Raw genomic sequence first — 13,944 nt, 5'->3', positions numbered from 1 at the left:
TTGAATAGTGGTGTAAGTGAAGTTTAAAGGCTTCAAAGGTTGCACTTTTAACTGTGAAAATAGGCTTTCTTTTTGAAGTTAAAACCTTGTATAACTAGCGAAATAATAAAATAAAAAAGAAGATTAATGGGGAAAAATTGGGGCAATGCTGTCTGTACGAAATGGGGCGTACAATGGCGTAAATTGAAGCATCTTTTGTTTGAGTCAGACTATCTCATCATCAATTGGTCTGACTACGATAAAGGGCGTTTACTTCTCATCTTTGGCATGCTGAGTCAAGTTAGCGTGTTGAAGTGGTGCATCATGAATTTTTATTATTCGACCAATCGGATTTGGTTTAATCCGAGTGAACTCAAGTTCAGGATCATCGTCGCTTGTATAGTCCTACTCAGTTATGGCGTATTGGCAGTACTCAGTCTTTATTTCAAAAAATATTTAAATTTTAGACTGTTTTTTAGCTATTTTGCGCCCGTCCTGTTTGGGATCGGTATGATCTATGGTGGCTATATGATTGGGATCTATAGTCCTGCCACTATGGCGGGGACGGTCAATCTGCTGATGGTCGGTTTGGTTTTTTATCGTCCTGCAATTATGCTCAGTATTACATTTCCGATCACACTGTTTATTGGCTACATTTGCTATCAAACTTCGATTGACCATCTAGAATATGCACCGATTTTCAGCCCAGCTTTAAAACAGAGTGAGTTTTACGATAATGCCTTTTGGCTCATGAGTATGGCGGAGTTGTATTTACCCATATTGATCGTCAGTGCGGTATTTTTTCAGATTTTGCTTTTACAGTGGCGACACCGTGAACAAAAGATGGAAGTCCTCAGCCGTGTTGATGGCCTGACCAATGTGTTTAACCGTCGTTATGTCAGTCATGAACTTGATAGGCTCAGTAAACAGATACGGCCTGAATTTGCAGTGGTTTTGCTTGATCTCGACCATTTTAAATTGATCAATGACCAGTATGGACATGATGCAGGAGATGCCGTTTTACAACGTGTTGCTCAAATTTTAAATGACAATACTCGTGTACAAGATGTGGTTGGACGTTATGGCGGTGAAGAATTCATTTTAATTTTAAAAAATCAGAGTTTAGAGCAGGCGATAGAGGTCGCTGAACGCTGTCGATTAGCCATTTCTGAAGCTGAAACCATGATAGCCAACCATCAAATGTTGAAGATTAGTGCAAGTTTCGGTGTGGCAACTGCGATTGAGGGGACACCGTCTGCTGTGGTCACGCGTATGGCTGATCAAGCACTGTATATGGCAAAGCAACAAGGTCGTAACCAAGTGTGTAGCTTTCGTGAGTTAAACTTGGTAGAAGATTAAAAACTTAAAAGATAGCGATGCAGCAATTACAATTTCAGCTCGGATTAGCGCAGCTCGACTTTCAGACCGAGCAACAGAATATTCATTTTGATCATGGCTTAGCGGCTTTGGTACAAAAATGTGTTCGACATCAGCGCTTCGATGCTTTAGCGATTGAATATTTGATCTATGAAATTGAAGAAATTTTAGAACGATTACAGCTCGATTATCAGACGCAGCGCTATGCTCAGTCGAATGATGCGATGCTGCATATACTGGCGCAAACCTTTTTTGAACATGCGACCCGCATTGAACGACAAAGCTTAGAACATGGCTTTAATGAAATGATTGAACATACTGAATATTATCAAAATCTATTTGGTGAGCAGGCAATCATTCAACTCAGTTATTTCGTTTTTATTCGAGAAATGATGCACCATTTGAATATACAGCACATACATGTTTTAGCTCAGAAAGCATCTTCACCATAAGGACTTATACAGAGGCAGCTCAATTTGTTATAAATAAAAAAGCACACAACAAAAAATAGCCCTTATGAAAACGCCTGTTCCAGATTATTTACAGCATGTCCTTAATGCCTGCGATGCCAATCAACACGGAGCTTTGGCAGATTATATTCCTGAGTTAGCTAACGCCAATCCGAATAGACTGGCTTTGGCACTGTCTACCGTAGATGGCACGATTTATTCCTCGGGTGATGACGAAGTCGAGTTCACCATTCAGTCGATGTCTAAACCTTTTGCTTATGCTTTAGCGATTCGTCATCTTGGCTTAGACAGCGTTTTACAAAAAGTCGGTGTCGAGCCATCGGGAGAGGCGTTTAATCAAATTGCGCTCGATCCACAGAGCAATACCCCGAAAAACCCGATGATCAATTCGGGGGCAATCACCACACATTCACTTTTACCGCATGACGAGTACAGCACTCGAGCTGAAAAACTCCGTGAATTTTTAAGTGAACTGGCGGGGCGTGAGCTGAGTTTTGATGAAGCGGTTTACCAGTCTGAAGTGAAGACGGCTTTTCGAAATTTGTCGATCGGTTACATGCTGCGCACAGTCGGTGTGCTTGAAGAAGACCCTGAAGATGTGGTGAATGGCTATATTCGTCAGTGTGCAATATTAGTGACGGTTAAAGATTTGGCAAAAATGGCCAGTGTGCTTGCCAATGGTGGCGTGCAAGCAGCCACAGGAAAACGGTTGCTGTCACGTTCGGTGGTGCGCCAAGTGTTGAGTGTGATGATGACTTGCGGCATGTATGATGCTGCGGGTGATTGGCTGACAACGGTCGGTATTCCTGCCAAAAGCGGTGTGGCCGGTGGCATCATGGGGGCTTTGCCAGGGCAGGTTGGGTTGGCAGTCTTTAGTCCGAAACTCGATACACATGGGAATAGTGTTCGAGGCGTAGAAATATTTGAACGACTGTCTAAGGACATGGGACTACATGTGATGGAGGGAACACCTTCAGCGCAAACGATCGTCCAGAGTCGCTATACCTGCGGCCTTGATCATTCGGTGGTGGTGTATGAACTGCGCGGCGTATTGCAATTTACTGAGTCGGAAATGTTACTGCGGATCTTAGAGGATGAACCTGTTGCGAAGAACCATATCGTTTTAGACCTGACCAATATTTCTTTGATACACGATGTTGGTGTCCGAATGCTCTTTGAAGGTGTAGATCGTTTAATTGCGGATGGTCATCGCGTGGTAGTGATCGACTCTGAGCATCTTTTGGAACAAAGTCGAAGTCATGCAGGACATGAGGTGGTGGTTCGGGAAGAGTTGAGTCAATATTTGCATCGGTTTGAGTGTTATTTATAAAACGTGATTTTTTGATTTAGGCAAAGTGCTCATAAGTTTCGTGCTTAGATCGGCTATAATTTTCTTTTTGCGTTAAATTTGCTTATGTCTTTTGAGTTAAAAGTCAGTTTACTCCCGAGTGTTGAAGCTTTATCGCCACAGCATAAAAAGCTGAATAAACTGATTGAGCAAATCGAACAGCAAAAGCTGGATTTAGATCTTTGGCAAAACGCCAAAAGTGAAATTCAAAGTTATATCCAACTCAAACTTGTGCCGATCTACCGTGATTTGCATGTGGTGTACTACCGTCAACTAACTCAGCTTTGGCAACATCTACAGCAAGAAGACTTTGCTAAAGCAGACTTAGCACAGCTGGATGCAAAGCTTGCGAAACTGGCTAAGCAGCTAAAAAAATCCAACTATTTAAATACTGCCGAACTTGAAAAAGTCACTGAGGTGGATGCCTTTTATCAGCAGCATCATGCGCATAATCAAAAGCCAAATAAAAAAGCTAAGTCAGCCCAAACTGAACAGAGCAAAGTAGAAGGTCATGTTGATATAGAACAAGAAACGACAGAAGAATATGAGTCTTATGAAGAGTGGGACAGCGAACAATATCAACGTGAGAAAAAAGAGCATCAGCGTAAACGACTTGCGCAAAAACGTGAGCAAGCTGAAAAGTTAGTGAACCAATCACTGAAAACTGTGTATTTAAAAATCACTGCCATGATTCACCCGGACCGTGAACCTGATGAAGCTAAAAAAGCGGAAAAAACCGAGTTGCTGCAAGTGGTGAACCAAGCCTATGAAGCACAGGATTTGTTTTATTTACTGAAACTGCAATTACAGCTAGAAACTAATAAGGGCAAAAGCCCTAAAGCTTTAACTGATGAACATTTAAAGTTTTATAAGATGGCTTTAGAGGCGCAAAGTCAACGCCTTGCAAGTCAAATTGATGACATCAAGGATAGCTTTCACTGGAGTGAAAAACCGAAGCCGAAAAATATGCAGGTGAAAGATGTGTTTAAGGTGATTGATGGCGATGTTTCGGTGTTAAAAGAACAAGTGAAGTGGGAAAAAGAACGGCTGAAATATATGGAGAAGGTGAAAGGGGTGGTGGTGTTGCTGGAGAATGGGATGCTTTGATACTTTTTTCATTAAAAGCACGTTTCCCTCACCCCCTTGCGAAGCAATGCTTCTCATCCCAAAGGGAGAGGGAGTTGCATCTAATTAAATACCGTCTATTGGCTTAATAATGAATATTCCCTCTCCTTATAGGAGAGGGCTAGGGAGAGGTTATAAAATTTGATAATCTGATTAAAATAATAAAAACAAAACGTAATGAACAATAAACTCGACCCCCAACTTTTAATATTCGCCAAATCCATGCGTCACACTGCCACCGATGCTGAACACCTCATGTGGCAACTTCTACGGACCAAACGTTTTATGAATCTTAAATTTCGTCGTCAGCATGTTATTGAACGTTATATTGTGGATTTTTACTGTCATGAAATTGGTTTGGTCATTGAATTAGATGGTAGTCAGCATGGAATGGATGATGCGATTGAATATGATGCTGAGCGGACTAAGTTTCTAGAGGCTTTGGGTTTAACCGTTGTGCGGTATTGGAATCATGATGTTTTGAGTCGGACGAATGTGGTGTTGGTGGATTTGGGGCGGATATGTTTTGACTTAGATTATAGCTTTCTTTAATCTGTATAATTAAATTTATATTTAATTACAAACCTAATAAATAATTGATTTTTCTACAATTAATTTGTTTTAAGTGTGGGGGTTTTTAATATTTTTTGAAATTATTCTAGTTGTTGTTTCACGATATAGTATATAATGTTCCACAAATTTTAGAAATCAATAATTTTGTTTCATGGAGGTTGCTATGACTACAAAAACAATCAGCCCTATGCAAACCCTATATTCAAAGCTAGATACATTAGGTTTTAAAAAATCAATAGTTAAGAAGCTTTTACCTGATTGGTGGGACGATAATATTGCAAACACTCCAGCCGGTTTGCAAGAGGCTTCATTAATTCTATCGAAATATTTAAGTATTCGTTACAGTAGCCTTATCGGGGACGCTGATCCAACTTTTATTGTTCCAAAGCATAAATTTAAACATGCTAGTAATGTTGAAGAAAAAGATTTAACTAAAGCAGTAGCTCTTTCATGCTTAGCTGCGAGATTAACGTTGGAAGCCTATGAAAATGAGTGTGCTAATTTAGTAAATATATCTGCTAAGAGTATTCGAAAAACCTTACTTGCGCGAAATGTACCTTGGATAGATTTCAAAACTTTATTGGATTATTGTTGGGAAATAGGCATACCTGTAATTTTTGTTGAAAATTTACCTTCTCCAAAAATGCAAGGATTAGCTTTGCAGTTACAGGGTAGACCTGTAATTATTCTGACTAGTACACGTAAGCATGGTTATTTGGTTTTTCATTTAGCTCATGAGCTAGGCCACATTATTTTAGGTCATGTAACTGATGATGATTGGGTGGTAGATGAGAAAATTACTGAATCAGATTGTGATAATCAAGAGTTAGAAGCAAATAAATTTGCTTTAGAGTTGATTACAGGTAGGAGTGATGCGGCATACAGATCAGAAAGTCGGTTATACCCGAATACATTAGCTGCCTCAGCTTTACAAGTTGGACGTGCCAATAAAATTGATCCAATGCATATTGTTTTAAATTATGGATTTACGATTAACAATATGGGGTTAGCTACCGCAGCCTGTAAGACATTAATAAAAAGTTTAAATATTGGTGAATCGGATCAAGAAATCGCAAAATCCACATTTATGCAATATGTGGATGTTGATAGCCTTGATGATGAAAAGGCATTGCGTCATCTTATTGGGATGTAAAAGTGATTCTATTTGCTGATAATGATATTTTAATGAAATTAGCAGGTTGTGATTTATTAATTCCCTTTTGTGATGCAATACAATTAGAAAATCAAGATTGCTATCTAACCTCTACTGCTCGTCGGGCAATTCCTAGTCAAGCTAAAAAAGGAAAAAATAAGCTAACAAATCCTGACTTATATCAGAAATTAGTTGAGTTCGTTAATCGTACAAAAGCAATTACAGATGCTGTCCCTCAACATGAAATTTTAGATGAGCTATCAAGCGCTTCGAATATTGATCCTGGCGAAGCTCAGCTAATATTATCAGCATATAATAATCCTTCTAGCAAAATTGCTACTGGTGATAGACGTTGTTTAGTATCTTTACTTAATACATCATCATTGAAAGAGATTACTGATAATTTATCTCAACGTGTATATACTTTAGAAATAGCAATGCTTATTCTAATTGAAAAATTAGGTTATGAAACTGTCAATGAAAAGGTTATCCAGCGTTGTGTAGATGATACTGTTTTAAGAATGGCATTTGGTGAATCTAGATCGGTTGATAATGCAATAGCATGTTTGTCTTCTTATTCATCAGAAGTCATCCCTTTATTATCAGATTCACATCTAATCAAAATAAATAATTAATATTAGAACACCATATTGGTTGAAATTTTAAATAAATAAAGGGCTGAATAATCAGCCCTTTATACAAAAACTGGATCAAAATAACAACACATTAAAGCGCTGCAATTTGCTCCATATTCGCTTTAATCTTCGCTAACTGATCAGCAAATTCAGCAAGTTTAACTTTCTCGCCTTCAATTAAATTAAATTGAACTGCTTAATCATACCTTTAAATTAACCCAATGGCTAACGATCCTAAAAAGCAGTAACTAATTAAAAAAACTAGTGTTTTTAAGGATAGTTTTAAATGACTATTTTTTTCAACATATACTTTGGCTATTCGCTTATAACTTTTGGTGCTTTCTGATGAGTCAATTATAAGATAAATAATGCTAATTAATAAAAAAAGCTGACTAACAAGTTGTACATTTTGAGCACTAAAATTTGCACCTTTTGCAAAAAATAGACCTATTGTGACGGGGATTATAATACTCAAGCCAAAGTAATTTAATCGTTCAAAATATGTGTTAGCTATATTGTTGTTTTGATTAAGTATTATCATATATAGAAACTCAATATTATTTAGATTTATTTAAATATAGTTTATTTTTTTGTATAAAAAAAGCCCAATATTGGGCTTTTTTATAATGTATTTAATTAAAGCGCTGCAATTTGCTCCATATTCGCTTTAATCTTCGCTAATTGGTCAGCAAACTCAGCAAGTTTCACTTTCTCGCCTTCAACTACAGCTGCAGGTGCTTTTGCCACAAAACCTTCATTGCCAAGTTTAGTTGCAATTTGGTCATGCTGTTTTTGAACCTTGTCTAAGTCTTTTTGCAGACGACCCAATTCCGCTTTAGGGTCAATTAAGCCCTTCATTGGAACGAATACAGACACATGACCGACTACAGAAGATGAAGACAATGGCGGTTGTTCGCCATCAGCAAGGAAAGTAATGCTTTCAACTTTTGCCAACGCAGTGAATAAAGCTTCAATACGTGTGATCTGAGCTTTCTCGCTTTCTGTTGTGTTTTGAAGAAGAACAGGTAACAAGCGAGCATTACCTAGACCCATCTCACCACGGATGTTACGTACCGCACCAATCAAACCTTGAAGCCATTGCATATCTGCTTCAGCTTGTTCATTAATCAATGCTTGTTCAGCAACAGGGTACTGAGCCAACATAATTGTTTCGCCAGAAATGTTGAGTTTCGGCGCAAGTGTTTGCCAGATTTCTTCTGTTAAGTAAGGCATCAATGGGTGAGCCAAACGTAAAGACGCTTCCATTACAGCAAGAAGAACACGACGTACTTCAGCTTTACGCTCAACAGATACGTTTTCATCATTTAGAACAGGCTTAGTCAGCTCGACATACCAGTCACAGTATTCATTCCAAATGAACTCGTAAATCGCTTGTGCAGCCAAGTCTAAACGATACGTCGCGAATGCTGTTTGCACGGCTTGTTCCGCTTTTTGCAGACGGCTGACGATCCACTGTTCAGGCAATTCCCAAAGGTCTTGACGAGCATCGATACCAATCACTTGCTCTTCACAGTTCATCATCACGAAACGGGTAGCGTTCCAGATTTTGTTGGCAAAGTTACGGTAACCTTCAACACGTTTCATGTCGAACTTAATGTCACGGCCAGTGTTCGCAAGCGCACAGAAAGTGAAACGAACCGCATCTGTACCGTAAGACTGAATGCCTTCAGGGAATTCTTTACGGGTAGATTTTTCAATCTTCGCCGCTTGTTTCGGGTTCATGAGTCCTGTAGTACGTTTTTGTACTAAAGTTTCAAGATCAACACCGTCAATCAAATCTAATGGGTCAAGCACGTTACCCTTAGATTTAGACATTTTTTGACCTTCGCCATCACGTACCAAACCGTGTACATACACAGTTTTGAACGGAACTTGTGGTGTGCCGTCTTCATTTTTCATGAAGTGCATGGTCATCATGATCATGCGGGCAACCCAGAAGAAAATGATGTCAAAGCCAGTTACCAGTACATCAGTCGGGTGGAAAGTGTTGAGGAAATAGTTTTCTTTATCTTTCGCAGCGTCACCAGTCCAACCTAAAGTTGAGAATGTCCAAAGACCAGAAGAGAACCATGTATCAAGCACGTCTTCGTCTTGTTTCAATTCAACTTCAGGCGCAATGCCATTTTTCGCACGAACTTCAGCTTCGTCGCGACCGACAAATACGTTGCCTTCAGCATCGTACCAAGCTGGAATACGGTGACCCCACCATAATTGACGTGAGATACACCAGTCTTGAATGTTGTTCATCCAAGCCATGTACATGTTGCTGTATTGCTCAGGGACAAACTTAATTTGACCGTCTTGAACCGCTTTAATTGCAGGCTCAGCAAGTGGCGCAATTTTCACATACCATTGGTCAGTCAATAATGGCTCAACGATCACACCTGAACGGTCACCGCGAGGTGGCTTCAATGTGTACGGTTGAATCTGGTCTAACCAGCCTTCAGCTTCAGCTTGAGCAACCAATTGTTTACGTGCAGCAAAACGCTCTAAACCAATGTAGTCCGCAGGTGCAGGAATGGTTTTAGAAATTTGCTTGCCCGCTTTCGCGATGTATTCAAACTCAGCCAACACTTCAGCATTTTTGTTGAAGATGTTGATGATTGGAAGTTCACAGCGTTTGCCCACTTCATAGTCATTGAAGTCGTGCGCAGGGGTGATTTTCACACAGCCTGTACCAAATTCTTTGTCTACATATTCGTCTTTTACGATAGGAACAGCACGGCCTGTAATAGGTAGGATGATGTTTTTGCCTACAAGCGCTGCATAGCGTTCATCATCAAGCGCAACCGCAACAGCTGTATCGCCAAGCAATGTTTCAGGACGTGTTGTCGCCACAACAATGTGATCTTTGCCGTCATGGGTACGAAGTGACTTATCTTCAAAGAAATATTTGAAGTGCCAAAGTGAACCTGCTTCTTCTTTATCAGACTCAACTTCTAAGTCAGAAAGGGCAGTTTGTAGTTTAGGGTCCCAGTTGACTAGGCGTTTACCACGGTAAATTAAGCCTTCTTCATGTAGCTTAACAAATACTTCTTTCACAGCATTTGATAAACCTTCGTCCATGGTGAAGCGTTCACGAGACCAATCTACCGAAGAACCTAAACGGCGGATTTGACGGGTAATGTTACCGCCAGATTGTTCTTTCCATTGCCACACTTTTTCAATGAACTTTTCACGACCAAGGTCGTGACGGCTGATGCCTTCAGCACCCAATTGACGTTCAACAACCATTTGCGTTGCGATACCTGCATGGTCGGTACCCGGCTGCCAAAGGGTATTTTTGCCAGACATACGGTTATAACGAGTCAACGCATCCATAATGGCATTGTTGAAACCATGACCCATGTGCAAGCTACCAGTGACGTTTGGTGGCGGAATCATAATACAGAATGAATCACCTTTTTGAGATGGCTTGAAGTAGCCTCTCTCTTCCCAAGTCTTGTACCATTTTTTTTCGATCTCGGTCGGATCGTAGGTCGTAGCAATATTTTGCGCTGAATCAGTCATAGTCTAAACAGATCAAAAGTGGATAAAAAATTAGATCTATTGTAGCAAAAAAAATGGTGAATTAGGGATGTTGGGCGAATGTTAACTTTTAGGATTTGGCAGTAAATAAAAGAGTCCGTATGATAGGACCTAAGATAAGAAGTATCCATTGATCCCAAAACTAAGATAAAAGGAGCAATATCAAATGACTTATTCTATTTCTTTAAAGATTCAACCTACGACATATCAACGTTTTGAGACGATTCATCAAAAGCTCAACGCAGGTGAAACAGAAAGTCAGTCCAAAGCCTTAGGGGATAATCTAGCGGATATTGCATGTGAAATTTTAGATCAAGTTTTTGGTCAAATGGCGCGCATGAATAAGTCTGGAGACAATGAATCCGAAAAAATTATTCAGCAAATACGTGAAACGACCCGTAAATATATGCCGTGGTCTGTGTCTTTTTTCGGCAATGACCGCCTTGTACCGATGGTGAATTATTTATATGGACGTTTTTATAGCAAAGATGGTCAGCATTTTATGCATTACCCGATCGATGCCTCTCTAGCGAATGACTTGCTAGGCTTTGTCAGTCAGATGAAAGACGGGCAAAACCAATATGTGCCGCTCGCGTTGAAAGCATTCACGCAAGTGGTCGATGCAGGGGTGACGCATTTGGTGCGTGAACCAAAAAAAATGCTGAAATTTAATATGGTGGTGGATAAAACTTTAACCGGTGTCATCAATCTCACCACGCAACTCGGATATAAACGCTTCGATAAACTCGGCAAAATTTATGATGCACAATCGATGAGTCAGTACTTTGATCATTTTATGGTGTTTTTGAGCAATGAGCCTGTACTACATAAAGCATAAAATACATATAAATGAATAAATTAGTTATTTAAAAGGATGTCAAAATGGCAAAACGTGATGATTTGAACGGAAAAGTGGTATGGATTACTGGGGCATCGTCAGGTTTGGGTGAAGCTTTAGCAAAAGAATGTGCTTTGCAAGGGGCGCAGGTCATTTTGACCGCACGTCGTTTTGAAGAGTTGGAAAAAGTCCGTGTTTCATTATTACATCCAGATCAGCATCTTTCAGTGTGTGCAGATATTACCAATGAAGAACAAGTTCGCCATGCTTATGAACAAGTCCGTGCGCATAAAGGTCGAATTGACTGGCTAATCAATAATGCGGGATTGAGTCAGCGTGCATTGATTACGGATACGACTATGCAAACTGAACGTGCCATCATGGAAGTAGATTATTTTTCGCAAGTCTATTTAACCAAAACCGTTTTACCGACATTTTTAGCACAAAAGTCTGGTCGAATTGCTTTTGTTTCAAGTGTTGCAGGCTTATTAGGTACACAATACCGCGCGACCTATTCTGCTGCAAAAGCTGCCATTCATATGTGGGCAAACAGTCTACGTGCAGAAGTGGCGGATCAAGGGGTGGGCGTATCGGTGATATTCCCCGGATTTGTCAAAACCAATGTTTCATTTAATGCACTCAATGGTGCCGGCAAGCCACAAGGGCATCAGGATGAAGCCATTGAAAATGGTCTAGAAGCCAATGAGTTTGCCGAAACGGTGGTGCAATCTTTGCAACGTGGGGAAGAATACATCGTGGTGGGTGGTTCTAAAGAAAAGCTCGGTGTTTGGGTGTCACGTTTATCACCAACAACGTTGTATAAAATGATTCGTAAAACCAAAGTGAAGTAAGTTTTAACAAGTTTAAATTGTTTAAAAGTCACTCTTAACAGTGACTTTTTTAATGAGTATCGAGATTATAAGAAATGAAAAAGAATAATTTTAACAAATGGGGAATAGCCATCATTTTGTGCGCAATCATTGGTGTAATTGGTACGGTGGCTTATTTTTATTTTAAACAGAAAACTCAAAAAATTGAGCACAACTCAACACTCGAAAAGCCTGAAAAAGAAATAGGAACTGTATCAGAACCAGTTACTGAATCTGTTGAGATTGAACCTAATGTTGAAGCGGCGAGTGCAGAAGTTGTTATGCGAGGACCAAATGAGGGGTGGTTACCGATCGAAGCACTGTTTGATGAACAAGGATTATTGAAGTCTGAGTATTACAGTCAAAATCCTCAAGATTCAGATGTTGATAAATTACCTTATAGCTCGAATAAAATTGGTGATTTTAAATGGCGAGCTGAATTTCATCCTGTTGATGATTTTAAAGGCGATCAGGCTAGATTCAAAGATCAATGTTTTGGATATTGTGTTTTAGTGAAAGGTAAGTTGCTGACCAGTGTTGAATCGACTGTATTTACGGGAGCATTTATTGCGAAAGATCATTTGATCGAAGTGATTGCACATAAGGGGAGTGGCGCATATATGCCTGTCAACTATAGCTTTATCAAAATCGACAAAGCTGGTAATGCAGAGTTAATCTCAGATGATCATAATTCTTACAAAGATCAATTGGCTCGTATCAATCATTCGGGACTCGAGATTGACTTAAAACCATTTAGAAAACTTCAATATTTTCTTCTAATGAATGAAAATGGTTTAAATGTGTCGATGCAAAAACCCAATAAGGTGGATGTCGAAGCGACTCAGTGTAAAGAGTATTACGAAGGAACATTAGAGGCATGTCCAACTTTATATGGATGTAAAGCTGACATTGTGGTGCAAGATCTGGCACGTGCTTATGCTGGAGATGTTGCATTTAGTTATCATGATCCAAATATTGATGAAAAGAAATTTAATGAAGTTTGTTTTAAAGTTTGTCGCAATGAAAATGTGAGTTATGAAGAGTTTGAAAACACATTGTGTAAAGTAAATTAAATAGTAAAAATGAATTGGGGAGAAGTAGAGAGATCAGATGTCTCTCTTTTGAATTGCTGTTCCATACGCAAAGACTTCGACCATGCCGCCTTGCATACCCAACTCAGTGGTGCTTAAACGTAAGCCCATAATTTGGTTTGCGCCCATCTTTTCAGCTTCTTGCTTTAAACGCACCACGGCTTCACGACGTGCCCGATCGACGATGCTTTCATAACTGGTTAAACGTCCGCCAAAGAAGTTCTGAATATTGGCAATCACATATTTAAAATAATCATGTGAAATCACTACATTACTCGAAATCAGTTGTCCGAAATGTTCAGTAGTTTTAAAGCGGTTGTTGTCTATGCGAATATGTGCCAATCGCTTTTCTTGAGCTTCGAGTTCTTTGAGATGTTTTTGTTCGATATGGCGACCGAAGCCCCAACCAATACAAAAGAGCACCACAAAAATCAGGACTTTAAAAATAAAGGCATCCATGACTTAGTCCTGAGTTGGAAATGGGTCTGGGAGTTTTGCTGAGTTGGCTTCTACGCGAACAGCGGTGCCATACACAAATAATTCAGAGGCGCCTTGAGCAATATTTGAGGTTGAAAAACGGATGCCGACGACCGCATTCGCGCCTAAGGCACGTGCTTTATCAATCATACGGCTCATAGCTTCTTGACGAGATTCTTCGAGTAGTTCTGTATAACCTTTGAGCTCACCACCCACAATATTTTTTAGGCCAGCCATAAAGTCACGACCAACATGTTTACTGCGGACAGTACTGCCATAAACGACATCAAGTTGTTGTGTAATGGTATGGCCCGGAACAGATTCAAGATTACTTAAAAGCATTTTTAGTTATCAATATAAAAAGGTGAATTGAAGATAGGAAACTCTTCAGCAAAAAGCAATATGTTCATTTTTATTTTGAAGCTCCGATCTAAAAATGAAAAAGCCCACCGAAGTGAGC

At 39.6% G+C, this 13,944-nt stretch carries 13 protein-coding genes and 1 pseudogene; 10 read left to right on the top strand and 4 right to left on the bottom strand.

Annotated features, from left to right (window positions below; translation table 11 throughout):
* The first annotated feature begins 126 nt into the window (after positions 1 to 126).
* From FTU06_RS03005 to FTU06_RS02975, 7 genes are all read left to right on the top strand, one after another.
* Positions 127 to 1,338, top strand: coding sequence for a GGDEF domain-containing protein (locus FTU06_RS03005; protein ID WP_180144863.1), 1,212 nt, complete (start codon positions 127 to 129; stop codon positions 1,336 to 1,338).
* Positions 1,339 to 1,355: 17 nt separating this feature from the next.
* Complete coding sequence (locus FTU06_RS03000) at positions 1,356 to 1,808, top strand: hypothetical protein (protein ID WP_180144860.1); 453 nt, start codon at positions 1,356 to 1,358, stop codon at positions 1,806 to 1,808.
* Positions 1,809 to 1,872: 64 nt separating this feature from the next.
* Positions 1,873 to 3,156, top strand: coding sequence for a glutaminase (locus FTU06_RS02995; protein WP_180144857.1), 1,284 nt, complete (start codon positions 1,873 to 1,875; stop codon positions 3,154 to 3,156).
* An 84-nt stretch (positions 3,157 to 3,240) separates the two neighbouring features.
* Complete coding sequence (locus FTU06_RS02990) at positions 3,241 to 4,281, top strand: molecular chaperone DnaJ (protein ID WP_180144854.1); 1,041 nt, start codon at positions 3,241 to 3,243, stop codon at positions 4,279 to 4,281.
* Positions 4,282 to 4,476: 195 nt separating this feature from the next.
* Positions 4,477 to 4,851 (top strand): endonuclease domain-containing protein, encoded by a 375-nt coding sequence (locus tag FTU06_RS02985; protein WP_180144851.1) that lies wholly within the window; start codon positions 4,477 to 4,479, stop codon positions 4,849 to 4,851.
* Between the two features lie 184 nt (positions 4,852 to 5,035).
* Entirely contained in the window at positions 5,036 to 6,025 is a 990-nt protein-coding gene (locus tag FTU06_RS02980; RefSeq protein WP_180144847.1) for an ImmA/IrrE family metallo-endopeptidase, read from the top strand.
* Positions 6,026 to 6,027: 2 nt separating this feature from the next.
* Complete coding sequence (locus FTU06_RS02975; protein ID WP_180144836.1) at positions 6,028 to 6,660, top strand: hypothetical protein; 633 nt, start codon at positions 6,028 to 6,030, stop codon at positions 6,658 to 6,660.
* A gap of 91 nt (positions 6,661 to 6,751) precedes the next feature.
* Here FTU06_RS02975 and FTU06_RS17065 read toward each other — a convergent pair.
* Positions 6,752 to 6,841, bottom strand: a pseudogene (locus FTU06_RS17065) (hypothetical protein); the annotation flags it as partial.
* 455 nt (positions 6,842 to 7,296) lie between these two features.
* Positions 7,297 to 10,191 carry a valine--tRNA ligase gene (locus FTU06_RS02970; RefSeq protein WP_180144834.1) on the bottom strand — a complete coding sequence of 965 codons (2,895 nt, stop codon included), beginning with the start codon at positions 10,189 to 10,191 and terminating at the stop codon, positions 7,297 to 7,299.
* Between the two features lie 184 nt (positions 10,192 to 10,375).
* On the opposite strand from FTU06_RS02970, the gene FTU06_RS02965 reads away from it, so the two are divergent.
* The 3 genes from FTU06_RS02965 to FTU06_RS02955 all read left to right on the top strand — a co-directional run bounded on the left by FTU06_RS02965 (position 10,376) and on the right by FTU06_RS02955 (position 12,989).
* Positions 10,376 to 11,047: a hypothetical protein gene (locus tag FTU06_RS02965; protein WP_180144823.1), complete on the top strand. Its 672-nt coding sequence runs from the start codon at positions 10,376 to 10,378 to the stop codon at positions 11,045 to 11,047.
* A 44-nt stretch (positions 11,048 to 11,091) separates the two neighbouring features.
* On the top strand, positions 11,092 to 11,898 hold the full coding sequence (locus FTU06_RS02960) for an SDR family oxidoreductase (RefSeq protein WP_180144820.1): 807 nt from the start codon (positions 11,092 to 11,094) through the stop codon (positions 11,896 to 11,898).
* 74 nt (positions 11,899 to 11,972) lie between these two features.
* A complete protein-coding gene (locus tag FTU06_RS02955; RefSeq protein ID WP_180144818.1) occupies positions 11,973 to 12,989 on the top strand; it encodes a hypothetical protein in 1,017 nt (338 codons plus the stop codon).
* Positions 12,990 to 13,022: 33 nt separating this feature from the next.
* Here FTU06_RS02955 and FTU06_RS02950 read toward each other — a convergent pair whose 3' ends face one another.
* Positions 13,023 to 13,466, bottom strand: coding sequence for a YbjQ family protein (locus FTU06_RS02950; RefSeq protein WP_078192213.1), 444 nt, complete (start codon positions 13,464 to 13,466; stop codon positions 13,023 to 13,025).
* A gap of 3 nt (positions 13,467 to 13,469) precedes the next feature.
* Complete coding sequence (locus tag FTU06_RS02945; RefSeq protein ID WP_078192212.1) at positions 13,470 to 13,826, bottom strand: YbjQ family protein; 357 nt, start codon at positions 13,824 to 13,826, stop codon at positions 13,470 to 13,472.
* Positions 13,827 to 13,944: the final 118 nt, after the last annotated feature.

Origin of the sequence: Acinetobacter sp. YH12052, from assembly GCF_013419835.1 — a bacterium.
Classification (GTDB): domain Bacteria; phylum Pseudomonadota; class Gammaproteobacteria; order Pseudomonadales; family Moraxellaceae; genus Acinetobacter; species Acinetobacter amyesii.
The sequence above is the reverse complement of the archived record's forward strand: the minus strand, read 5'-3'. Positions and strand labels throughout refer to the sequence as shown.